The organism is Salinibaculum sp. SYNS191, from assembly GCF_037338445.1.
In the GTDB taxonomy this organism is placed as follows: domain Archaea; phylum Halobacteriota; class Halobacteria; order Halobacteriales; family Haloarculaceae; genus Salinibaculum; species Salinibaculum marinum.
The window spans coordinates 14,079-37,463 of record NZ_CP147838.1; the positions used below are offsets into that span (position 1 = coordinate 14,079).

Genomic DNA, 23,385 nt, shown 5'->3' on the forward strand with positions numbered 1-23,385 from the left:
TCAGACGGGACTCCGACACCGCCAGACGCCGCGTCCAGCCTCCCTGGCGTCGACCTCCGCGTCGTAGAACGCCGTGCGGAGCGCGAACTGCGAGTCGTAGACGCGGGCGTGGCCGGAGCCCACGAGCGCGTAGTTCAGGTTCCGGCCGTCGTGGGAGACGTACGCCAGCAGACGGCCGTACCCGCCGCGGCGGTCCGAGACGGGGTCGACGAGCAGCGTCGCGTCCTCGCCGGAGAGGTGCCCTCGCAGGTACTCGCTCGCGTTCTGGCCGGCCTCGCGGAGACAGGCCCGTCCCGCCTCGCTGTCGGGGACGCCCTCGAACTCCGGCGGGGTCGTCTCTGTGTGGACCTCCGGTGTATCGACCCCGAGCAACCGGACCGTCTCCTCGCTCCCGTCCGGCAGCACGACGTCGACTGTATCGCCGTCGACCACGTCCGTCACGCGGACCGGAATCCGTTCCGCCGGCTCGAAGGCCGGCGACGTCGTTGCGTCCCCAGCGCCGACCCCGGACGACGCCGTCCCCGTCGCTGTCGGGCCGGTCTCGGTCACGTTCACGCTACAGCCGGCGAGGACGACCAGCATCACGAGAAAGAAGCGTCGGGTCGTCTGCGTCATGTGAGTAGCCGGGGTCGAACCTGGTGTCGTTTCGAAGCGGCGCTGTGTCGGCCTTCCTTACTCGCCGCCCAGTTCGCCGACGTTCCCGCCTCCGCACTCGGGACATTCCTCGTGGTCGGTGTACAGCAGCGTCTCGCAGTCGGGGCAGCCGTGGGTCGCCTCCGCTTCCGTGGCGGCGGTCGCCTCCTGTTTCAGTTTCTCGGCCTTCCTGCCGAGGTCGTTGAAGAATCCCATTGCATCGGGTTGGGGCCGCGCTCACAAAACGGTGATGGCAGACTGGCCCGGCGAGCGTGCGTCAGCAGCGACAGGTGAGCGACAGGTCCGAGAGCCTGCCGTTCATCCTTCGCCGAAGCCGGTCGAATCGACGGTTGCCGTCCCGTCAGCGGGGATTTTCCCCATCTCGGAGTTGCCTGTGTCGGGATGTCCACCGGGCGGCTGTCGCCCCACGACTGTGAGAAGACGCTGGAACGCGTGCGCATCGGGCTCGACGGGCCGGTCACTCGGCGTGTCGACAACCGCCCGGACGTTTCGCTCCGCCAGTCGGGACCAGTTTCGCGAGGGGGTTTCCCGCCGCGCCTCTATTGAAAAATTCTTCATTGGCAAGCAAATATGTTTAAATGGATTCGAAATATAATGGGTATCGTGGGTGCAGAAGTTCCCACAGCCTCTGACAGCGTTCCGAAAGTCATCACCGGGATTTCTTTCGGGACATTTTCCGGCGCTGCACAGCGACCGTGGTGTTGAGCACGATAGCTGCAGACGAGTGTGTCGTCTGGGATTTCTCCGAGGGCCCACTCACTCTGACCGTCCCTGCAGTATGAGAGACGGCTATTTCCGACTCTCTATCGTGGAGTCCCGCACCAAGCTGTTGCTCCTGACTGTGTAGAGCCACGTGAAAAGCGGAATGGACTGCCAAGCGCTCGCATAGCTCACTCTCGTGGTCCTGTGGTCGCTTCGTGAAAAGTGGGACAGCCGAGGTACGCGAGTCGTCTTTGACGGCCTGAATCTGTAGAAGGGAACGCATCCGGCGAACGTGGTGAGCCGGTTCGCCGTGAGCGGTCTCCCGACCGCGAGCGGCTTTTTCCCACGTTTTTGCGAGGAGTGGTGCACCACGAGCCGAAGGCTCGTATGTGACACCCGACGTAGCAAAAAGTGGTGTATGGGACCGCCGAGATTCGAACTCAGGTCCGACGCACCCCATGCGCCGAGGATACCGCTACCCCACGGTCCCGCATATTGGTGGACACCCGTGCCGGGATTAAGCCCTTCGATTCGCCGGCCACGTCTCGGGTGGGCTACGCCGCGGTCAGCTTGTAGAGATACCCGGACTCCTCGAGGGTCTCCTCGCCGTCGAGGACCGCCCGCTCCGTGACGTAGATGTCGCCGTCGTGGACGGCCGGGGCGGAGGTGACGCGGCCGTGGGGTCGTTCGAACCGCCAGCGCTCGTCGCCGCCGCGGGCGTCGACCGCGAACAGCGTCGCGTCGTAACTGCCCACGAGCGCGGTGTCGCCGGCGAGCGTGACGCTCCCGATGACCCAGCCCTCGCAGTCGAAGGACCACTCCCGCTCGCCCGTGGCAGTGCCCAGACCCAGGAGTTCGCCGCCGTGGTTGCCGATGACCAGCGTCCCGGAGTCGGGATGGACGGCCGCACCCGACATGATTTTGTACCCGGTCTCGTAGCGCCAGACCTCGGCGAGAGAGGTCGTGTCGACGGCGTAGACGTTTCCGTCCCAGGACCCGAAGATGGCCGTCCCGCCGTACATGCAGACGGGCCCCTTTATCGGCGCGGCAGTCTCGAAGGTCCCCCGGAAGTCGCGGGTGTCGAGGTCCCAGACGTACAGCGACCCGTCGTTGCAGCCCGCGGCGAACACGCCGGAGGACACGTCGATGCCGGTGATGGAGTGGGCGTGGTTGGTCATCCGGTTGTCCTCCCAGATGAGCCCGCCCGTCGCCGGGTCGAGGGCCACCATGCCGCCGCTTGGCGTGTAGAACTCGGTTGCGCAGTAAACGACGCCGTCGTAGTAGACCGGACTGGAGCCGATGGCGTCGGCGACCTGCGTCCGCCAGATTCGGTCCCCGGTCACGGCGTCGAAGGCGTAGACGGCACCGTCGTAGCCGGCGGTGAAGACGTAGTCGTCGACGACGGCCGGCGTCGAGTGGGTTCCACGGGTGGACGGGACCAGCGACGCTTCCCAGTTCTGCTCGCCTTCGGGTGTGAAGGAGTGGACAGTCCCGGTGTCACCGGGCACGATGACGTTCCCCTCGTAGTACAGCGGCGAGGACTTCGCCGCCGTGTGGCTGCCGGTGTTGATGCCGGGCTCCGACCAGGCCAGTTCCACCGCGTCGGGCACAGACTGGTCGGGCCAGTGGCCCGTGCGCTCGACGTCTCCCATGAAGATGGTGTCCGGCCGCGTCGGGAGGGCGCGGCTCTCGGCGGTCGGTTCGTCGAGTTCCCTCGGCGGGGCCGTCGGGGCGAATCGCGCACAGCCAGCGGTGGCACCGACGGTCACCGCCGTCCCGAGTTTGAGAAACTCCCGACGGGACGAGTGACCGCCGTCGTCGCCGGGCTCTCCACCGGAGTGGGACGTCGCCGTCCGGTCGTCGTCGGCTGTCATTGCCCGTGATTGCGCCAATGGCCCGATAACAGTTGCGTCATCCGCCGAGCACGCCGCGTCTCAGACCAGCACGCGTTCGAGTTCCACGACCGTCCCGCGCTCGGCTTCGGGGTCGCCGACGAGCGTCCCGAGACAGACCGCCGCCTCGTCGGGGGTGACACAGCAGACCAGCTCGCCGTCCTCGGGTGTCGCGCCGTCTACTGGAGCGGCGGCCGTTCCCAGGACTCCCGGCGCGTACACCGGCGCCCCCTCCGCGACTTCACGCGCCGCACTCGGCGCGATTGTGACGCGGGGCAGCGTCTCCAGGGCGCGCTCGGCGGGGGCGACGACGTCCCGGAGCGGGTCGGTGTCGTCGTCTGCCGCCCAAAAGGCCAGCGCGTCGGCCAGGTCCTCCATCGTGACCAGCGAGCGGTCGTCGAAGGTTCCGGTCGCGGTCCGCCGGAGGTCGCCCATGTGCGCGCCCGTCCCCAGCGCCAGTCCGAGGTCGTGACAGAGTTTCCGGACGTACGTGCCGGATTCACAGCGCACCCGCAGCAGGCCACGCTGGCCGTCCAGTTCCAGCAGTTCCAGGTCGTGTATCTCCCGGACGCGTCGCTGCCGGCGGACCGCGCTCTTCCGTGGCGGCTTCTGGTACAGCGGCGCTTCGAACTCGGTGAGGACGGATTCGAGGTCTGCGGGCGCCGGGCCGTGAAGTTCCAGGACCGCGACGTACTCCTTCACGCTGTCGTCGAAGACCCGGGCACAGCGGGCAGCGTCGCCCAGCAGAATCGGCAGGCAGCCGGTGACCTTCGGGTCCAGCGTCCCGCCGTGTGCTACCCGGTCGATTGGCTCGTGGCCCGCCTCTGCCAGTCTGTCCCCGACCATATCGCGGACCCACCCGGCGACCTGGTGGGCCGACGGGCCCGGCGGCTTGTCGAGGTTGACGACGCCAAATTGCAACAGGGCCGCCGGCGAGCGGTCGGCGGGTGGGCCACGCAGTGCCATCAGTCGAAGTCGTAGTCGACCCCGGTGACCGGCGTCTTCCCCTCGTCGGTTTCGGGGGCGTACTGCTCGGCAGCAAGCGTCACCAGCGCGAGCACGCCCTCCGGGCCCCAGCGGGCCGTGTTCACGACGAGGTCGTAGATGCCCAGGTCGTCGATGTCGATGCCATAGTACTCACGGTAGCGGAGCGCTTCGCTCTCGGCGCGGGCCGTGGTCTCCTCGCGGGCCATCTCGGCGGACTTCTCCTCGCGGTCGGCGATGCGAGCGGCTCGGACCGAAAGCGGCGCGTCCAGCCAGACGCGGAGGTCGGCGTAGTCGCCGGCCATCCACCCGGCGAGTCTGGATTCGAGCACGAGGTCCTCGCGGTCGCGGGCGGTCGAGCGCAGTCGCCGGTCCAGGTCGCGGTCTATCTGGTCGTCCTCCTCGGCGTGCCTGTTGAGTTCCAGCGGTGTCAGGCCCCGTTCGTCTGCAATCTCTCGGAAGATGTCCCCGCCCGAGACGTGGTCGTACCCCAGGTGGGCGGCGAGGTTCGCGGCGAGCGTACTCTTGCCGCTGCCTCCCGGTCCGGAGACGGTAATCAACATACCCTACGTGCGTCGGTCGGGCTAAAAGAGGTTGCGAGTCGTCGCCGTCAGTTCATTCCGGTCTGGACGTTCAGCGCCTTCCGGATGATCTGGTTGAACCCCATCGAGCAGACGAAGTACCAGAGCAGCCATATCTGGATGGGCCCCAGCACTGCCGTCTGCCAGGTGGCGACCTCACCGAAGATTGGGAGTACCATCACCGGTTCGCTGGCCGAGATGCCCACGTCGAGCACCATCCAGTACAGCCAGAGGAACACGGGGATGGTCAGCAGCATGATCCAGACCATCGGGCGGAACTGCGCCTTGAACATGCCCGTGTTCTCCGAGAGCATCTCCATCTGCTCCTCGCGAATCTCCTCCAGGGCCTCGTCGTCGCCGCGCTCCTTGGCGCGCTTGCGCTTCTCCTGGAGTGCCTTGTTCTTCTCCTGATAGCCCTCCATCACGCTCGAATCCATCAGCTTGTCCTGGAGGATGGTCGTGTACGCGCCGGTCAGCATGGCGAGAATCATCACGACCAGGTAGAAGGGGAGATTCGCCTCCAGCGGCCCCATGAAGATGTCGATGACGGAGGCAATCTGGGCGCGAACCGAGGAGATGGAGTAGCCCAGGAACAGGGCGACCACGCCCAGCGCGGCAACTTTGTCGTACGTCGACCAGCTCAGGTCATCGTCGTCGTCGCTGCTCTTGGCCGGGTCCGCCTCGCCGAGGGCGTCCCGCACACCGTCGGGGTCGTCGACGACGAACCCCTCGCCGCCGGCGTCGATGAGCAGCCCCTTCTCGATGAGGCGGCCCCACTGGCCGCTGGTGAGGTCGTCGCTCACGTCGCTCCACGTGACCGTGCCCTTCTCGTCGGCCACGTTGAGGACGGTGGTGAGGGCGTCGGTCATCGCCTCCCCCTCCTCGGCGAGTTCGTCTACTTTCTGTGCTGTCCGCGGCATTAGTATCCTATAGGGCGACGCGCGTTAATCAATCTTTTACTCCTGTGCGTCGATGGCGTCCTCGATGTCCGCCCAGACGTCATCGGGGGCTTGCTCCCCGTCGATCGACACGAATCCGTCGTGGTCGCTGTAGTGGTCGATGACTGGCTGGGTGTTCTCCTCGAAGACGTCCAGGCGGTTCTCGACGGACTCCCGGTTGTCGTCGTCGCGCTGGATGAGTTCGCCGCCGCACTCGTCGCAGACGCCCTCCTCCTCCGGCTGGTCGAACTCGACGTGGAAGTTCGTGCCACACTCCGAGCAGACCCGCCGACCGGTGAGGCGGTCGATGAGTTCCTCGCGGCTCACGTCCAGCGAGAGGACGATATCGAGGTCAGTCATGTCCTCCAGTTCCTCGGCCTGGTCGAGGTTCCGCGGGTAGCCGTCGAGTACGAAGCCGTCCGCCTGTGAGAGTGCCTCCTCGACGATGGCGTTGACGACGGCGTCCGGGACGAGGTCGCCGGCCTCCATGTACTCACGCGGCGTGTCGTACTCCGTGTCCATGTCGGAGATGTCCATGTCCTTGTTGGCACGGAGCGCGTCGCCGGTCGTGATGTGTTCGACGCCGTAGGTGTCGGCGATGCGGCCGCTCTGTGTGCCCTTACCTGCGCCGGGCGGTCCGAGGATGAGTACTCGCGGTGCGCTCATAGTCCGCGTTTCCCCGGCCGGGGTTAAATCATTGTCCAAACCCGAGCGCCCCACGGAGTGGGACTCACTCACTCCATAAGCGGCAGGGCGATGCCGAAGACGAACGGGGAGAGCAACCCGATGAGAATCCCGAGCACCTCGGCGTCGAACAACAGTGCTCGCTCCCAGCCCGGAACCCCTCCGAAGACCGAGTGGACGAGAATCTCCCCGAGCGCGCCGAACGCGAAGAGCCCGACCCCGAGGAGAAAACCCTGCTTCGCGCGCTTGCCGTAGTCCATCGAACTCGTGTGCGCCATATCGACGCCTCCGCCAAGGTGACACGTAAACGTTTCTGACCGGGCGTGGCAGCAACCGGCACCGCCGACCAATCGGGGACAGACGGACCGACCGTAACGCATATTCCGCCGTGTGGGCTGGACTCCCCCATGCGAGAAGTACTGGTGGAGTTCGTCTCCGAAACCGTCGTCTTCGCTCTCGAAATCGTCCTGGCTGGCATCCTGACCACCGTCGGTATCCTCAGTGAGCAGACCGGCGTGGCGAGCGTGACCAGCGGCGAAACGCTGGGACTCTGGTACGTCTACGTCGGTGCCCTCGCCCTGTATGGCGGCCTGTACCTGCTGGGCTACCGGCGCGTGCTTCCCGGACTGCGGGACAGACTCGCCGGCGCCTGACGGACAGACATCCGAAACCCTTAGCCTCCGACCCGCCAACGGTCGGGCAATGGACCACCTGCTCGTGCGTGCTGCCCGCGGAGAGCGGACGGAGCGCCCGCCGGTGTGGCTGATGCGTCAGGCCGGGCGGCACATCCCCGAGTACCGCGAGATTCGCGAGGACTACTCCTTCCTGGAGGCCATCAAGACGCCCGAGGTCGCCGAGGAAATAACTCTGCTGCCCTGGGAGTACTACGAGCCCGACGGCCTCGTCATGTTCTCGGACATCCTGACCGTCCTCGAACCGCTCGGCTTCTCCTACCACATCGAGAGCGGCGTCGGGCCCGTCGTCGAGAACCCCGTCTCCGGCCCCGACGACGTTGACCGTTCCCACGGCGACGTGGCCCGCGAACTGGACTACGTCGGCGAACTGCTCGTTCGCCTGAACAACCGCGTCGGCGACGAGACGGCCATCATCGGCTTCGCTGGCGGCCCGTTCACGCTCGCCTCCTACGCCGTCGCCGGCGGTCCCTCGCGGACGAACATGCCGCTGCGGAAACTCCGCGCGCAGCATCCCGACGCCTTCCGGACGCTGCTGTCTGCGTTCGCCGACGTCGTGAAGGACTACCTGGCGTTCCAGATTGGCAACGGCGCGGACGTGGTGCAACTGTTCGACACCTACGCCGGGACGCTGACGCCCGAGGACTACCGCGAGTTCGTGCTGCCGCTGCACCGGGAGATTCTGTCTGACCTGAACGCGCCGACCATCGTCTTCGTCCGGCGGATGAACGGCCGGCTGGACCTGCTGGCCGACAGCGGCGCGGACGCCGTGGCGCTGGACTGGACCGTGGACATGGCCGAGGCGCGGGAGCAGTTGGGAGAGATGCCGGTGCAGGGGAATCTGGACCCGTCGTATCTGTTCGGCGAGCCGGAGTTCGTTCGGGAGAAGACGCGTGAGGTCATCGAGGCTGCGGGGCCCGAAGGGCACATCCTGAATCTCGGACACGGTGTGAACAAGGACACGCCGGTGGAGTCGGTGCGGGCGTTCGTAGAGACGGCGAAGTCGATAGAGCGCGAGGTCTGAGTCAGGCCCGGCCGCTCGACGCGCCGCAGTCCTCGGGGTGAGTCTCGCTGGGCGAGTTGACCGGCTCGTCCCCATTCTCCGATTCTGCCGTCACTGACGGCGAGTCGCCGTCTCTCGGTGGACGCGTGCCGGAGCCAGCACTGGGCGGGAGCGTAAATTCACCCGCCGGCCCGCGGGTGGGCGGGCGATACTCGTAGAGGTAGCCGTCGTGAACGACGTAGTACGTCTGTTCCTGCGGGTCCTCGATGACGCGATTGTCGGTGTCGATGGCGAAGTCCACGAGGGCCGCCAGGGAGGTTGTCGTCGCCCGCGGCAGGGCCAGCGCCTCCTCCGGCAACTGGACCCTCGATATCCAGTCGTCGTACTCGCGTTTGTCTTCCTCGTACGTCAGACGGCGCCTTTCTGCCCGGGAGAGTCCCAGCCGGTCAGTGTATCTCACGAAGCCAAGCCCGACGAGGCCGGAGAGCGAGACCAGGAGCAGACCCGGTGCGCCGACGCTCCGTGCCGGTCCGTACTCCTTCTCGACGGTGACCGTTCTGGTGGTCTCCTCGCTGTCCGTCATCGGTCCAGGCTGACCGATGCGGTAGGTGCTACCCCCGAGGTCTATCGGCAGGGTGTGCGGCGTCGTTCTGTCGACCGGCTCGGCGTTGACCGTCCCTTGGAGGGTAGTCCGTGCGCGGACCCGCACCTGGGATTGCCCGGGTGGGTCCCCGAGTTGCTCCTCGATAGCTGCCAGCCGCTGTCCGGTCCGGTTCACGTCCACCGAGAACGGAACGGTGAGCGTGTCGCCTGGCCCGAGCGACTTGCTTACGGTTCCCCGGAGCGTTCGCGTCGTCTCCCAGACGACTCTGTCGCCCACCTCGCCGTCCTCGACACCGCGATACACGAGGTCGAGCGCGACCGTCGCGTTCAGCTGACCGCTCTCGCTCGCCTGGTAGGTGAACGAGTATGACCCGTTCAGCGAGGGCGTGATACTGGAGAAGTAGACCTGCCGGTCGGCGAGTGTCGTCCCGACGGGGTAGACCGAGTTGTTCTCGGTAACCGTCGCCGAGTGATTGAACCACGCTCTCGTCTCCGACGACGGCCCCGGCCGCTGTTCGGTCGTGGTCGCTGGCGCAGCGTAGGTAGTGTAGGTGAGCCAGCCACCGAGGAGAGCGAGGAGAACGAGAGCACCCACGATAATCGAGATGGAATTATCGATGACGTGCCGAGTGCGTAACTTCCAGTCAGCCATTGTAGCCGACAAGACACGTATGAGCGTTTGTTATGCACCGTCTGAACAGGGATAATAACCGCCTACCGACGAATACCTGCGAGGTGGTCTATCGACGGCTGGTCTCCACAGGGAGAACGGACCCGTGTTCGCGGCCCGACCCACGGACTCACTCGCGGCCCCTGAGCGCTCGCTTGAGCGACGCGAGCCGCGAGAGTCCCCGGTCGCGAGTCCGCTCACGTATCCGGCCGGAGCCGAGCAGTTTGCGCCCGGCGACGTAGAACGGGACCCCGAGCAGGAGGTCGATGGCGACGATGGGGAGCCACGGGTGGACCTGGTAGAGCGAGCGGATTACCGAGACCGGAAGCACCGCGAAGTAGCGGCGCTCGACGATGTACCTGCTGTATCCCCCGGTCTCTGGCGGCGCGGTGAACGTCGCCGTCACGTTCGCCTCGCCCCGCGCCGGGACGTACACCTCCCTGGGGTGGACGTCCGCCATATCGCCAGGTTCGTAGAAGACGACCACCGGGAGGAACCCGCCGTTGGTAACGCCGAGCGTGTTGTTCTTCGACTCGCCCGCCGGGACGACGTCCTGACGCTCGTCCTCGTAGGCCGCGCTGACGATGCCGTACTCGTTGGTCCCGGACGGTCCGACCATACCCATCGTCGCGGAGAAAACGAGAAAGACCGCGAGCGCGCCGACCACGAGTCTGGTGTTCAGCCCCGTCTCGCGCTCGGTCGTCCGGTCGTACTGTCGCTGTCCGCGTTCTCGCAGGACGTCGACGGCGTAGTACAGCACCAGCCCGAGTATCAGCAGGGCTGGCAGGCCCTGCGGCCCGGCGAAAATCCCGAGCCCCGTGAACGCGGCCAGCCAGTACCGGACGTCTTCGAGCCCCCCGGAGAGGCCGGTCACGACGTCCCCGAGGTGGGGAATCACGAGAACCTCGCCGTTGACTTTCAACGCTTCGGCTACGATCTGTTCGTCCGCTACGGGTGGCTCCGTACCGGCCTGGTCGGTGAACGGGTTATTGTCGCCGCCGGTCACGTATCCCTGGTTGGTCCGTCCCACCACGCGATGCGTCGTCAGCCCGCCGCCGTGGAGTTCCTGTGCTTGGAAGACGACGACGTCACCCTGTTCGACCGGACCAGCGACGGCGCTGGGGACGGCGACGAACCCGTCGCCGGGGTCCAGCGTCGGCTGCATGCTTTCCGTCTCGACGTAGCTCAGGAGAATCGGCTGGCCCAGCAGGCTCCCGAGCACCAGGGCGAGGGCTGCGAGCACGAGCGTAGCCGTGACCAGCGTCGCGAGGAGTCGTCTGATTCCCATAGCGTGTCTTGGCGAAAACTCCAGTCGTTCTCGTATTGTAAGTCACTTCATTATCGAAAAGCTGGTCAAAAAACGGGCTTGGCTGACCTACTGCGAGGTCGCCTGGTTTATTCGTGGTCCGCTGCCTTCGCCTGGACGTACGCCTTCTTGAGGATGGGCTCCTTGTCCTTCCAGTCGTCGACGTTCAGACCGCGGGTGTTGATGCAGACGCCCACAGCGCAGTAGTCTCCGGGCGAGAGCTTCAGGTAATCACCACCGCTGAGCCACTCCACACCGATCTTCTTTTTTCCGCCGGACGGTTTGGGGATGTGAATGTAGTCGTCATCACAGTCCCTCTTCTTATTGTCGTTCCCATTGTAAATCGACGTACAGAACCAGCGGACACGCTGTTTTCCGTCGTAGTGCGTGCCTCCGTTGTCCTTGCAGTACTGGCTGTACTTGTTCTTGATCCAGTACTTGTGCTTACCGTCGTTTTTCGTCAGGTTCGCTCCAAGCTTGAACAGCTTCTTGAAGTACCACTTGCTGTCCGAGTTCAGCCGCGGGATGTCAACCACAAGGTGACCGCCGTCGTAGTAGGTGTACTCGGCACTGTGGGGCCAGCTCGTCACCTTCTTCAACTTCGTGAAGGCATCCGCGTCACCTTTAGACGCTATGTAGAACTTGCGCTTCGAGCTCTGTCCCGAGAACGCGCCGGTCCCCATGGCAGTACCGGCACCGGCTGCGAGCGATCCGAGTCCGACAACGAATTTGCGTCGTTTCATTGTTTGTTGTCTCCGTTGGTGCGCACCCGTGTGGGCGACAGTCCGTCTCGGCGGTGACCGCTCCCCCTCGTCCAGGCACGCATTCCAGCAATGGGGATGTACCCACTTTGGAATGAACTGCCAGAAAATATCGGATAGAGGCTTTGCAACGGCCACATACGACCTCTGGTGAATCCGCATGCACCCCCTGTGGCGCGCACAGTCACCGTTTGTGCAACCGTAGTCTCCCTAACACTTCGGCGGCCGAGAGAACGGTCGTTCACCGGGATGTGATTGTTTGGTTACAGTACCACAGCGGCGTGTTTAGAAACAGTATAACCACGGACGAGAGCGGTTCCTCCGAATCGGGCGGCGCGTGGAGATGTTCCCTCTCGGAGACAATCAATGACCGATTGCTCCCCCCGAGGGGACTGTATACTAAAATGGTATTCTGACAACAACTCTGGTAGAATGGGGTTCGCAGAGGAACGGATGCGAAAACGGGAGGGGGTACGGCATGAGTAGCGCGAGCGCGGGCACACAGTCGTCACGGACGACCGGAAACGACTTTTCCAGGGACACCACGCTGGAGGTGCTCAGCAATCAGCGACGCCGCTTCGTCGTGCACATGCTCAAGCAGAACGGGAGCGGTCGTGTCACGGTGTCCGAACTCACGGATACCGTCGCGAGCTGGGAGAACGGCAAGCCAGTCGACGCGCTCTCTCACAAGGAGCGAAAGCGCGTCCGAAACGCCCTGCGGCAGTTCCACCTGCCGAAGATGGACGAGTGCGGCTTCATCGAGTACGACGCTCAGCGGGGTACGGTGCGACTCACCGACGCGGCATCGAACGCCAACTTCTACGTCGACTCGCTGACTGGAGCCAGCATCCCCTGGGGCGTGTACTATCTCGGGCTCTCGGCGCTGAGTGTTGTCTGTCTCGTCGGCCTCTGGGCGGGTGTGTACCCGCTCTCGGTCGTCCCACCGACGATGTACGGCGTCTTCCTCAGCACGACGCTGACCGTCTCCTCGGTCGCACACTTCTACGACAACTACTATCGAATGCGCCTCGGGGCGCGTGACAGGCCGCCGGAGGTGGGCGAGTGATGGTGACCAGCAGACAGGTCGTTCTGATCGCTATCCTCGTCCTGACGGTAACGCTCGTCAGCGGAACCAGCGGCGTGACGTCGATGACGGCGGACAGGGACCTGGAACTGGCCACCACCGGCGACCTCTCTGCGTATCTCACCTTCGAACAGTCCGCCTCGGGGACGGCAAACGGGACGACGAACCTCACGGTGGCGCTGACCAACCAGTTCCCTTCCGGCACGACACTGACGGGCCTGGAGGTCACCGTCGACGGCCAGACGACCGACATGACGGCAGACGAGACGTTCGACGCGGAGGAGACGGGGACCGCCAGGTTCGAATCCGTCGAGTGTGGTTCCACGATTACCGTGGTGGCGTCGACTGACGGACTGGCAACGACGCTCACTCGCACCGTCGATTGTCCCGATTGAGGCGGGTAGCCCCTCTCGGTTCCTCGGTATTTGCCGGCTGAGAGACGGAGAAGTGGGTCTGTGACTTGCGACCCGCTCAGGCCCCGGCCGCCAGCTCCTCGGCCAGTTCGCGCGCTTCCCGGACGCGGCTGGGAATCCCCATCCGCGCGGTGTAGTTCGTCGCGAGGTGGACGCCCGGCGGCGCCTCGAAGGCCTCCAGCGCGTACCACGACCGGTCGTACGCCGGGAACCACTTCTCGCGGGTGGCGACGTTCAGGACCTCCGCGGGCGAACCCATGACCTGTTCGAACTCCTCGGCGGCGATAGCACCGATTTCCTCGTCCGGCCGGTCGACGATGTCGGGTTCGTGCATCCCGCCGAGGAAGACGGTGTAGAGGTTCTCGCGGTCGAACATGCTGTCGTTCCACGACGCGCCGAGCGTGTGGATGTCCTCGCCGTAGGCGACCTGGTAGCCGAAGCCCTCCTGCTCGCAGTCGGCGTCGAGGTGGACCATCGCCAGCGGATTGTAGGTGAGGTTGGCGAGGCCCTCGGTCCCCGTTGCGACGCCGTCGAGGATGTCGGCGGTGACTCCCGCCGGCGTCGTCACGACGACGTGGTCGAACGTCTCCGCACCGCTGTCGGTCTCGACGACGTACTGACCGCCGCCGTCCGTCGCTGCGGCCGGTTGCCGGTCCGTCCCCGCGTCGCCTGCAGCCGGTCGAACGTCCGTGACCGCTGTCCCGAGTTCGATGCGGTCGGCGTACGCCTCCGCGAGCCCATTGGGTAACTGCTGGTTGCCGGCCTCGAAGGAGATAGGCGGGGACTGCTGGCCCTGGCCGACGCGCTTGAGGAACGCCCGGAGGAAACTGCCCGTCTCCTGTTCGCGTTTCAGCAGCCCGTCCAGCGCGAAGGTCGCCGGCATCTCGGCCGGGTCCGAGCCGTAGATGCCGCCGTACAGCGGCCCGATGAACCGCTCGTAGGCCTGGCGGCCGAACTTCCGGGTGAACAGTTCCGCGGCGGACTCCTCGCGCATCCCGTCGCGGGTCAGCGGTTCCGCGAGCAGGCGCAGTTTCCCGCGCCAGGAGAGCAGGTCGGTCCGGAGGAACGCCTCGCGGTCTAGCGGGGCCTCCCGGAGTCGGCCGTCCGCGTAGACGAACAGGTGCTCCTCCCCGGCTTCGACGACGGCGTCGGAGAGACCAACAGCTTCCACGAGGTCCTCGACGCCGGGCGTCAGTCGGAGCCGCTGCGGCCCGACCTCGACCGTGCGGCCGTCGATTGTCTCCGAGCGGATGACGCCGCCGGGCTGGTTGTCGGCCTCGTACGTGACCGAGTCGATACCCCGCTCGGCGAGGTGGTGCGTGAGCGCGAGCCCCGTGATGCCCGCGCCGACGACGGCGACGCGCATGTCAGTCGTCCGTCTCGGCTGGCGCTTCCTCGCCCTCTACGTGGGACGTGGTCTGTGGCGCGTTCAGGCACATCGTCCCCGGCTCGTCGCGGCACTGGCACTGCCGGAACTGGTAGTACTCGGGGTCGAAATCGGCCAGGAACGGCTCGACGAGGTCCGCGAACACTTCGGGGATGCGCTCGTCGTCGTGGGGGATGGGCACGCGGTAGAAGTCCAGTCCCACCTCCTCGGCCTCCTCGCGGAGTTCGACGTCGAGTTCCGACAGCGTCTCGCTTTGCTCGTGGAGGAAACTGACGGGTTCGACGACCACGCGTTCGGCGTCGATGTCCTCGATGAGGTCCTCCACGTCGGGTTCGGTCCAGGGGATGTCGCGGTTCTCGTGGTTCTGGAAGCCGATGTGGTAGTCGTCGACGCCGAGCAGCGAGGCGACGACCGAGCAGTACTCCTCGACGTAGATGTCGTAGCGGCTCCCCTCCTCCAGGTAGTGCTTGGGGGTGCCGTGGGCGGAGAAGACCAGCGCGGTGTCCTCGTCGTGGAGGTCGACGCCCTCGTCGTCGGCGAAGTCGGCGATGTTCTCCGCGCGGACGCGGTTGTACTTGGGGTGTTTGTGCCACCCGGTGATGGCCTGGAAGGGGACGTCGAAGCCCATCTCCTCCATCTCGTCTTCGAGTTCGTCCAGCGAGATGACGTTCGTCGAGGGCCACACAGCGGGAAGATCGGCAGGCCGATGACGCGGTCCACGTCGTCCGCCATCGCGTCCGCGGCGGCGTCCCCGATGAACGGCTCGATGTACTGCATCCCGAGGTAGGTCAGGACGTCGAAGTCGCGGTTCTGGAGCGTGGTCTCCAGGGCGTCGGCCTGGGCCTTGGCCTGCTCGTTGAGCGGCGACCCGCCGATGTTCTCGTACTCCTCCAGCAGTCCGGGGGCGCGGCGCTCGGCGAGTTTCCGCGAGCGCTTCCGGGCGGCCTCCCTGGAGTCGTACTCTTCGAGGTCGGCGTTGGCCATGAAGATGCGTTCGAGGTAGTCGACGACTGGCTCTCGCTCGGGTACGGACGGCTCGCCGAAGTTCAGTAGAACGACCCCTGTGGTCATGACTGAACCTTGGACGGAACGGAAGAAAACCTGTCGTTTCCCGCGGCTCAGGACCGCCAGTAGGCCCCGGTCAGCAACACGAAGACCGGGATGACCTCCAACCGGCCGACCCACATCAGGAACACCATGAACAGTTTCGACGTGTCGGGGAACGCGAGGTAGTTGTTCATCGGCCCGACGATGCCGACGCCCGGTCCGACGTTGCCGAGCGTCGCCGCGACGGCGGACATCCCCTCGAAGGCCGTCACCGACTCGGGAATCCGCGTCGCGTCCAGCAGGACCAGCCCCGAGGCGACGAAAAAGAGCACGACGTACAGCAGCGTGAACGCGTAGATGCCCCGGAGCGCACGCTCGTCGAGTGGCTTCCCGGCCAGGCGCACCGGCGAGACGGCGTCCGGGTGGACCGTCGTGAACAGTTCCCGCTTGAGCGACTTCAGGATGACCAGCGTCCGGACCATCTTGATGGCACCGCCGGTCGACCCCGCCGACCCGCCGATGAACATCCCGAACACCAGCAGGAACTGCGCGACCGGGCTCCAGGTGTTGAAGTCCATGCTCGCGTAGCCGGTGGTCGTGACGATGGAGACGACCTGAAAGGTGCTGTGGCGCAGCGCATCCTCGAACTCACCGGCAATCGGGGGCACCTCGACGGGGAGTTCGGCGAGGCCGACGCCGACACCCCCGTAGAGCAATCCGGCACCCAGCGCCGCGAAGACGGCGAGCGTCCCGGCGTAGAAGCGGAACTCGCTGTCCCGGAAAACCGAGCGCACGTCCCCGTTGAGCGCTTTCCAGAACAGCGCGAAGTTGGTCCCCGCGGCGACCATGAAGGGGATGATGACCCACTGGACGACGGACGAGAACGCCTCGATGCTGCGGGCCTCCGGCGAGAACCCGCCGGTCGGCATCGTCGTCAGCGGGTGTGCGATGGCGTTGTAAAGTCCCATGTTCGGGGCCAGTCCGGCGTGGTGCAGGCCGTACAGCAGCAGAAATTGGAGGACAGTGAACCCGAGGTAGATGAGCCACAGGACCCGCGCCGTCTCCGCGATGCGGGGCGTGAGCTTCTCGATGCCGGGCCCCGGAGCCTCCGCGTCCATCAACTGCGCGCCCCCGACCGACAGCTCCGGCAGGATGGCGACGGCGAGGACGACGATACCCATGCCGCCGAGCCACTGGGTCAACTGCCGCCAGAGCATGAGCGCGTGGGAGTGGTGGTCGAACCCGATGGAGCCCATGACCGTCGCGCCAGTCGTCGTGAACCCGCTCATGCTCTCGAAGAGAGCGTTGACCGGGTCCGCGAGCGTCGATTCGGTCCCCATGCCCGCGATGACGTAGGGGAGCATCCCGACGAGAGCCACCGCGAGCCACGTCAGCGCCACCATCAGAAAGCCCTCGCGGGCCCCGATGTCCGGGTCGGGGTCGAGGCGTTCCAGCCCCACCCCGGCGACCAGCGTCAGCGCCATGACCGGCAGGAAGGCGAGGACGCCGTTGTCGTAGACGATGGCCACCGCTGCCGGGAGAGCGAGCGGCAGGGAGAGGTACTTGAGTACGGACCCGACGAGACTCACGCTGGCTCGCCAGTCGACGCGGAGGTTCATCGGGGGCTCTCAGAGCACCGCCGTCGCCTCCTCGACGACATCCGCGTCGACGAAGAGAACGGCGGTATCGCCGGGTTCGACGACTGTGCCACCGCGCGGGATGACGAAGTCGCCGTTGCGCGTTATCGCGCCGATGACGACGCCGTCGGGGAGGTCGACGACCGACTCCTGGATGGGCTTGCCGGCCAGCACGCTGTCCTCGTCGACCTCTATCTCGATGACCTCCGCGCGGTCGTTCTCGATGAGCGCGACGTTCTCTGCGCGGCGCTCGCGGGTGAACCGGGTAATCTCCTCTGCGGTCGCCTCCCGCGGGTTGATTGCCACGTCGACGCCGACGGCCTCGAAGAGGTCGACGTACTCCATCTCGCCGACGATGGCGACGGCGCGTTCGGCACCCAGGCGCTTGGCCAGCAGCGAGGCGAGCAGGTTGCGCTCGTTGCGGTTCAGCGCCGAGACGACGGTGTCGACCTCGGAGATGTGCTCGCGCTCCAGGAAGTCCCGGTCGGTCCCGTCGCTCTCCAGGACCGTCGTGTTCGGCAGCAACTCGGCGAGTTCGCGCGCCCGGTCGTGGTCGCGCTCGACGAGGCGCGGGGTCAGCCCCTGCTCGCCGAGCAGTTTTGCGATCTGGTAGCCGATGTCCGTCCCGCCGACGATGAGGATGTCGTCCACCGTGCCGGCGTGGGGTGACACTTCGGCCGCCAGGGCCTGGACGCTCGATTCGGAGCCGATGACGACCACCTCGTCGCCGGCCTCGATTCGCGTCTGGCCGCTCGGAATCACGACGTCGTCCGGGCGGAGGATGGCCGCGAAGGTCAGCGACTCGAAGCGGTCCGCCTCCTGGACGGTCTGGCCGGCGACCGGGCTGTCCGGCGGAATCTCGAACTCGGCCATCTGCACGCGCCCGCCGGCGAAGGTGTCGACGTCGCGGGCCGACGGCAGGCCGATGACGCGGACGACGGACCGGGCGGCCAGCAGCGTCGTGCCGACCATGAAGTCCACGCCGAGTGCGCCCTCGGCCTGCTGCCAGGTGTCCAGAAACTTCGTGTCCCTGACGCGGGCGATGGTGAACGGGTCACCGAGCGTCTTCGCGGTCCCGCAGGTGATGATGTTCGTCTCGTCGTCGTCGGTGCTGGCGATGAGGATGTCCGCCTCCGCCACGTCCGTCTCCGCCAGCGTGGACAGCGTGACCCCGTCGCCCTCGATAGCGAGGACGTCGATGTTGTAGGTCACGGACTCGACCCGCTCGGGGTCGTTGTCCACGACGACGACCTCGTGTGTGTCACAGAGGCTCTTCGCGATGGAGGAGCCGACTTCGCCAGCGCCGACGATTACGATTCGCATCGTCGGCCCCCCGGATGTTCCATGGCGGGAGCATTCTGGCCCCCGCCCTAAGTCGGTTTCTATTCGGCGAATACCGGCGCCACGTCACGCGTTCCCACGACGTGACAATTAAGGTTCGTCCGAACATCCGGACTCGCATGCACGCAGCAATCGCCCAGGCTCTCCACGGACGGGAGAACGCAGAACGAACACTGCAGTACCACCACGACCATGGCTGACATCTTCGAACGGGTGCTCCTGCCCGTCGCCACCGTCGAGGACGCCGTCGCCACCTGCCGGGCGGCCCGCCAGTACCTGACCGGCAGCGTCGTCGCCGTCCACGTCATCGAGAAGGCCGGCGGCGCGCCCGACAAGGCCAGCGTCGAGCAACGCGAGGAGCGCGCCGAGGAGATATTCGCGGCCGTCCACGACGCGCTCGACGACGACCGGGACGTCGAGACGGACCTGCGGTACGGTACAGACGTCTCGGAGACCATCTTCGCGGCGGCGAGCGACCACGACGCGACCGCCATCATCATCACGCCGCGGGGCGGGCCGATGGGTCCGGCTGTTGACCGGCGACGTCGCGCTGGACCTCGTGACCGAGACGGATAGACCGGTCGTCGTCCTGCCGGACGTCCCCGAAGAACCGGAGACGGACGGCGATGCGGCGACCGAGGAGACGGCTGAGGACGGAGGTGACGCGGCGTGAGCGGTGACGACACCGAACTGGCGAAGGACCTCGGCCCGCTGGCGGCGCTGACCATCGGCGTCGGGACGATGATCGGTGCGGGTATCTTCGTCCTCCCGGGCGAGGCCATCCTCCGGGCCGGCTCGCTGGCGTCGGTCGCGTTCGTCCTCGGCGGCGTCATCGCGATTTTCACCGCGCTGTCGGCCAGCGAACTCGGGACGGCGATGCCTCGCTCCGGCGGCGCGTACTACTACGTAAACCACGCGCTCGGACCGATGTTCGGCTCCGTTGCGGGGTGGGCGAACTGGCTGGGGCTGGCCTTCGCCAGCGCGTTCTACATGGTCGGCTTCGGCCGCTACATCTCGCGCATCTTCGGCGTCAGCGGCGGCGTCGGAATCGGTCCCCTCTCCATCTCTGTCGTCACGCTGGCGGCACTCGTCGGCGGCGCGTTCTTCGTGCTCATCAACTACGTCGGGGCGAAGGAGACGGGCCGCCTGCAGAACATCATCGTCATCGTGCTGGTGGGGATTCTGTTCGTCTTCACGCTGCTCGGGACGCTGCGGGCCGACCCCGCGAACCTCCCGCGGGCGAGCACGGTCAGCGAGACGCTGGGGACGACCGGCTTCATCTTCGTCTCCTACCTGGGTTTCGTCCAGATTACGAGCGTCGCCGAGGAGATAAAGGACCCCGGCAAGAACCTCCCGCGGGCCGTCATCGGCAGCGTCGTCCTCGTGACCGTCATCTACGCGCTGGTGCTCATCGTGATGAGCGCCGCCGTCCCCCAGGGCTTCATCGCCGGACTCGTCGAGAACGTCGCCCCCGGCGAGACGCAGCCGATTGCCGTCGTCGAGGTCGGCGAACGCCTCCAGGGCGCGCTGATGGGCGGTGCGTTGCTGTTCGGTGGGCTCCTCGCGACGGCCTCCAGCGCGAACGCCTCGATTCTCGCCTCCTCGCGCATCAACTTCGCGATGGGTCGTGACCGTATCATCACCCCGTCGCTGAACGAGATTCACCCCCGCTTCGGGACGCCGTACCGCGCCATCGGCATCACCGGCGGGCTCATCCTCGTCTTCATCCTGCTCGGGGACATCAACCTGCTCTCTGGCGCAGCGTCGGGCCTGCACCTCATCATCTACGGCCTGCTCAACATCGCGCTCATCGCGATGCGCTACGTCAATCCCGAGGAGTACCAGCCGGACTTCACCGTGCCGCTGTACCCGCTGTTGCCGATTCTCGGGACGGTGTTCTCCTTCGCGCTCCTGGCCTACGTCGAACCCGACGCCCGGCTGCTCTCCTTCGGCATCGCTGCCGCCGCCATCCTCTGGTACGTCGCCTACGCCCGCAGTCGGACGGAGAAGCAGGGCATCCTCGGGGAGTACATCCTCTCTCGCTCCGACGAGATGCCGGATGCAGCTGTGTCGGCCGCCACGAGCGTCCAGCCGGACGGCGGCGACTACCGCGTGATGGTGCCGCTGGCGAATCCGAGAAGCGAGCGGGACCTCATCGAACTCGCCAGCGCAATCGCCAAACAGCGCAACGGAACGGTCGTCGCGACCCACATCATCACGGTCCCGGACCAGATGGCGCTGGAGGGGGCCGCAGAGCGGGCCGACCAAATCGACCGGACCTCTGCGGACCTCATCGCATCCGCGCGCGCCGACGCGGAGGAGTTCGACGTGCCCATCGAGACCCACACCATCCTCTCCCACCGCGGGTTCGAGGAGATATTCGACGCGGCGACGACCCACGACGCCGACCTCGTGGTGATGGGCTGGGGGCCGGACTCCCACGGCTCGCCCGGCCGCGCGGAGTCGGCGTTCGACGAAGTGGCCGGCAACATCCCCTGTGACTTCCTGGTGCTGAAAGACCGCGGGTTCGACCCCGCGGAGGTGCTCGTCCCGACCGCCGGCGGTCCGGACTCGGACCTCAGCGCCACCGTCGCGCGGTTCCTCCAGGCGGAGTACGACAGCCACGTGACGCTGTTGAACGTCGCCACCGACGGCGAGGACCAGGCCCGGGCGTTCATGGATGAGTGGGCCGAGGAACACGGTCTCGAAGACGCGGACATCCGCATCGAGACCGGGGACGTCGAGAACGCCATCGAGCGGGCCGCCGAGGACGCGTCGATGGTCATCATCGGTGCGACCGAGCAGGGCCTGCTCTCGCGGCTCGTCCGCGGGTCGCTGGTGCTGGACGTGGTCGACGAGGTGGAGTGTTCGGTGCTGCTGGCAGAGAAGCACCGCAAGCGGTCGCTGTGGCAGCGGCTGTTCGGTTCGGAGTGACGGGGACGTCCCCGCGTCTGCCGCCTGTCTGACGGTGAATTATGGTCGCGGGCGGTGACGCTTCGACCAAGAGCGTATGGCCGAGACAGAACACATCACGGTCGCCGAGGTCAGCGAGGGCGCGGCGGGAACGGAACGCCAGGGGAGGCGGTCCAGCTCCCGGTCGTCGAACTGCTGACCGGGCGCGGCTTCGTGACCGGCAAGAGCGGGTCCGGCAAGTCCAACTCGGCGAGCGTCATCGCCGAGAAACTGCTGGACAACGGCTTCGGCATCCTCATCGTCGACATCGACGGCGAGTACTACGGGCTCAAGGAGGAGTACGAAATCCTCCACGCCGGGGCCGACGAGGAGTGCGACATCCAGATTACGGCCGACCACGCCGAGAAGATGGCCTCGCTCGCCCTGGAGCAGAACGTCCCCATCATCCTCGATGTCTCCTCCTTCCTCGACGAAGCAGAGGCCGAGGAAGTCCTGACCGAGGTCTCGCGGCACCTCTTCGCCAAGGCGAAGAAGCAGAAACAGCCGTTCCTGATGCTCGTCGAGGAGGTCCACGAGTACATCCCCGAGGGCGGGGCCGTCGGCGAGTGCGGGAAGATGCTCATCAAGATCGGCAAGCGCGGGCGCAAGCACGGGTTGGGCATCGTCGGCATCAGCCAGCGGCCGGCCGACGTGAAGAAGGACTTCATCACGCAGTGTGACTGGCTGGTCTGGCACCGCCTGACCTGGAACAACGACACGAAGGTCGTCCGGCGGATTCTCGACGGCGAGTACGCGACGGCAGTCGAAGACCTGGACGACGGCGAGGGCTTCTTGATGACCGACTGGGGCGAGGACGTCCGGCGCGTGCAGTTCCAGCGCAAGCAGACCTTCGACGCGGGCGCGACCCCGGACTGGACGACTTCGAGCGGCCTGAACTGAAGTCGGTCAGCGACAACCTCGTCTCGGAACTCCAGGAGATAAGCGAGGAACAGCAGGCCCGCGACGACCGCATCGCCGAACTCCGGGACGAACTGGACAACAAGAACTCCCGCATCGCGGAACTGGAGGCGGAACTGCAGGACGCCCGCGACATGAGCCGGATGGCCGACCAGTTCGTGGACGCGCTGGTCCGCCACGTCGACGGCCCGAATCCCGGCAAGACCGAACAGGAGCGCATGCGCGAGCGCCGCCAGCGGGTCGCCGACGCCGGGGAGGAAGTGTCGAGCACCGATGGAGACGGCGCGCAAGCAACGGATACCGCCGACGCGGACGAGAGCGACGACCCGGCGGCCGGTGAGGCGACCGACGGGCCGTTCGGGGACGACGCCGGCGAGGCGTTCGCAGCAGCGATGGACGCCGCAGTGACGGAGACCGACGGCGAAGACGAGGACGACGGGACTGAAGCGGACGCCGGTGGCAGTTCGGGCGGCTTCAGCGCGAGCGAGGTGCTGGAGCGACTGAGCGCCGTCGAGAACGGGCCGAGCCCGGGGACGCGCGCCACGACCGACGGCGGCGCGGCGACGGAACCGGAGTCCAGCGGCCACGGCGCGGACGAACTCGTCGAGGCACGCGACGAACTCGGCGGTCCCGTCGAGGACGACGACGAGGACGGCATCATCGACGGTGACAACAGCGCACCGCCGGAGTTCCGCAACGGCATCACCGGCGACGGCGGCGCCAGCGAGTACGACATCATCGACGGCGAGGACGAGGACCCGTTCGGCGACGACGAACCGCTCGCGGTGCGCGAACTGAAAGCCGACATCGCCGGCATGGAGACGAAGACGCGCAAGATGCTGGCGTTCTACCGCGAGTTCGGCCCGGGGACGCCGCTGAACGCCCACTTCGCCGCGGGCGGCGACGGCGACCGGACGCAGGCCTACGCCCGCAACCGCACGCTTCGGACGCGCGGACTCATCGAACACGTCGGGCGCGGCCGCTACGACTACTGCCTGCGTGACCTGCTCGCCGACGAGTTCGACGGCCACGTCGACGAGGGGAAGATAGCGGACTTTGCGGACAACATCGAGTCCCGGGCACTCGACGGGGCCGACGTCGAGGACGCGGACGCCGAGTGAGCGCGGGACAAGGCC

19 protein-coding genes, 1 tRNA gene and 3 pseudogenes are annotated in these 23,385 nt (G+C 66.4%); 7 read left to right on the forward strand and 16 right to left on the reverse strand.

Going from position 1 to position 23,385, the window contains the following annotated elements:
* From WDJ57_RS00075 to WDJ57_RS00115, 9 genes are all read right to left on the reverse strand, one after another.
* Entirely contained in the window at nucleotides 1–615 is a 615-nt protein-coding gene (locus WDJ57_RS00075) for a thermonuclease family protein (protein WP_338902817.1), read from the reverse strand.
* Between the two features lie 57 nt (nucleotides 616–672).
* Nucleotides 673–849, reverse strand: a complete 177-nt coding sequence (locus tag WDJ57_RS00080; protein ID WP_338902819.1) for a hypothetical protein — start codon at nucleotides 847–849, stop codon at nucleotides 673–675.
* 926 nt (nucleotides 850–1,775) lie between these two features.
* Nucleotides 1,776–1,846 (reverse strand) — tRNA-Pro (locus WDJ57_RS00085).
* A gap of 64 nt (nucleotides 1,847–1,910) precedes the next feature.
* Nucleotides 1,911–3,230: a PQQ-binding-like beta-propeller repeat protein gene (locus WDJ57_RS00090; protein WP_338902820.1), complete on the reverse strand. Its 1,320-nt coding sequence runs from the start codon at nucleotides 3,228–3,230 to the stop codon at nucleotides 1,911–1,913.
* Nucleotides 3,231–3,290: 60 nt separating this feature from the next.
* Complete coding sequence (locus tag WDJ57_RS00095; protein WP_338902876.1) at nucleotides 3,291–4,214, reverse strand: RNA-guided pseudouridylation complex pseudouridine synthase subunit Cbf5; 924 nt, start codon at nucleotides 4,212–4,214, stop codon at nucleotides 3,291–3,293.
* Nucleotides 4,214–4,795 carry a (d)CMP kinase gene (gene cmk / locus WDJ57_RS00100; protein WP_338902877.1) on the reverse strand — a complete coding sequence of 194 codons (582 nt, stop codon included), beginning with the start codon at nucleotides 4,793–4,795 and terminating at the stop codon, nucleotides 4,214–4,216. Before cmk ends, WDJ57_RS00095 begins: the two co-directional genes overlap by 1 nt.
* A gap of 47 nt (nucleotides 4,796–4,842) precedes the next feature.
* A complete protein-coding gene (locus tag WDJ57_RS00105; RefSeq protein WP_338902821.1) occupies nucleotides 4,843–5,733 on the reverse strand; it encodes a DUF106 domain-containing protein in 891 nt (296 codons plus the stop codon).
* Between the two features lie 36 nt (nucleotides 5,734–5,769).
* Nucleotides 5,770–6,417 (reverse strand): adenylate kinase, encoded by a 648-nt coding sequence (locus WDJ57_RS00110; RefSeq protein ID WP_338902822.1) that lies wholly within the window; start codon nucleotides 6,415–6,417, stop codon nucleotides 5,770–5,772.
* A gap of 68 nt (nucleotides 6,418–6,485) precedes the next feature.
* Nucleotides 6,486–6,713, reverse strand: coding sequence for a hypothetical protein (locus WDJ57_RS00115; protein ID WP_338902823.1), 228 nt, complete (start codon nucleotides 6,711–6,713; stop codon nucleotides 6,486–6,488).
* Between the two features lie 129 nt (nucleotides 6,714–6,842).
* Here WDJ57_RS00115 and WDJ57_RS00120 point away from each other — a divergent pair, with 129 nt between their 5' ends.
* A complete protein-coding gene (locus WDJ57_RS00120) occupies nucleotides 6,843–7,088 on the forward strand; it encodes a hypothetical protein (protein ID WP_338902824.1) in 246 nt (81 codons plus the stop codon).
* Nucleotides 7,089–7,137: 49 nt separating this feature from the next.
* On the forward strand, nucleotides 7,138–8,151 hold the full coding sequence (gene hemE / locus WDJ57_RS00125; protein ID WP_338902825.1) for a uroporphyrinogen decarboxylase: 1,014 nt from the start codon (nucleotides 7,138–7,140) through the stop codon (nucleotides 8,149–8,151).
* A 1-nt stretch (nucleotide 8,152) separates the two neighbouring features.
* On the opposite strand, the gene WDJ57_RS00130 is transcribed toward hemE, so the two are convergent.
* From WDJ57_RS00130 to WDJ57_RS00140, 3 genes are all read right to left on the reverse strand, one after another.
* The gene (locus tag WDJ57_RS00130; RefSeq protein ID WP_338902878.1) at nucleotides 8,153–9,385 is read right to left on the reverse strand and encodes a DUF5305 domain-containing protein; all 1,233 of its coding nucleotides are present in this window, start codon (nucleotides 9,383–9,385) and stop codon (nucleotides 8,153–8,155) included.
* Nucleotides 9,386–9,533: 148 nt separating this feature from the next.
* Entirely contained in the window at nucleotides 9,534–10,691 is a 1,158-nt protein-coding gene (locus WDJ57_RS00135) for a signal peptidase I (protein ID WP_338902827.1), read from the reverse strand.
* Between the two features lie 107 nt (nucleotides 10,692–10,798).
* The gene (locus WDJ57_RS00140; RefSeq protein ID WP_338902828.1) at nucleotides 10,799–11,452 is read right to left on the reverse strand and encodes a hypothetical protein; all 654 of its coding nucleotides are present in this window, start codon (nucleotides 11,450–11,452) and stop codon (nucleotides 10,799–10,801) included.
* Nucleotides 11,453–11,948: 496 nt separating this feature from the next.
* Here WDJ57_RS00140 and WDJ57_RS00145 point away from each other — a divergent pair, with 496 nt between their 5' ends.
* Both WDJ57_RS00145 and WDJ57_RS00150 read left to right on the forward strand, forming a co-directional pair.
* Nucleotides 11,949–12,536 (forward strand): DUF7344 domain-containing protein, encoded by a 588-nt coding sequence (locus WDJ57_RS00145; RefSeq protein WP_338902829.1) that lies wholly within the window; start codon nucleotides 11,949–11,951, stop codon nucleotides 12,534–12,536.
* Complete coding sequence (locus WDJ57_RS00150) at nucleotides 12,536–12,949, forward strand: hypothetical protein (RefSeq protein WP_338902831.1); 414 nt, start codon at nucleotides 12,536–12,538, stop codon at nucleotides 12,947–12,949. Before WDJ57_RS00145 ends, WDJ57_RS00150 begins: the two co-directional genes overlap by 1 nt.
* 76 nt (nucleotides 12,950–13,025) lie before the next feature.
* On the opposite strand, the gene hemG is transcribed toward WDJ57_RS00150, so the two are convergent.
* The 4 genes and pseudogenes from hemG to trkA form a co-directional block, all read right to left on the reverse strand.
* Nucleotides 13,026–14,333, reverse strand: a complete 1,308-nt coding sequence (gene hemG, locus WDJ57_RS00155) for a protoporphyrinogen oxidase (RefSeq protein WP_338902832.1) — start codon at nucleotides 14,331–14,333, stop codon at nucleotides 13,026–13,028.
* Nucleotide 14,334: 1 nt separating this feature from the next.
* Nucleotides 14,335–15,425, reverse strand: a pseudogene (gene hemH, locus WDJ57_RS21560) (ferrochelatase).
* A gap of 47 nt (nucleotides 15,426–15,472) precedes the next feature.
* Nucleotides 15,473–17,020 (reverse strand): TrkH family potassium uptake protein, encoded by a 1,548-nt coding sequence (locus tag WDJ57_RS00170; protein ID WP_338902835.1) that lies wholly within the window; start codon nucleotides 17,018–17,020, stop codon nucleotides 15,473–15,475.
* A gap of 9 nt (nucleotides 17,021–17,029) precedes the next feature.
* Nucleotides 17,030–18,361, reverse strand: coding sequence for a Trk system potassium transporter TrkA (gene trkA / locus WDJ57_RS00175; protein ID WP_338902836.1), 1,332 nt, complete (start codon nucleotides 18,359–18,361; stop codon nucleotides 17,030–17,032).
* Between the two features lie 210 nt (nucleotides 18,362–18,571).
* Here trkA and WDJ57_RS00180 point away from each other — a divergent pair.
* The 3 genes and pseudogenes from WDJ57_RS00180 to WDJ57_RS00190 all read left to right on the forward strand — a co-directional run bounded on the left by WDJ57_RS00180 (nucleotide 18,572) and on the right by WDJ57_RS00190 (nucleotide 23,370).
* A pseudogene (locus WDJ57_RS00180) lies at nucleotides 18,572–19,052 on the forward strand (universal stress protein).
* Nucleotides 19,049–21,313, forward strand: coding sequence for an amino acid permease (locus WDJ57_RS00185; protein WP_380630229.1), 2,265 nt, complete (start codon nucleotides 19,049–19,051; stop codon nucleotides 21,311–21,313). Before WDJ57_RS00180 ends, WDJ57_RS00185 begins: the two are co-directional and overlap by 4 nt.
* Before the next feature lie 76 nt (nucleotides 21,314–21,389).
* A pseudogene (locus tag WDJ57_RS00190) lies at nucleotides 21,390–23,370 on the forward strand (helicase HerA domain-containing protein).
* The last annotated feature ends 15 nt before the right edge of the window (nucleotides 23,371–23,385 follow it).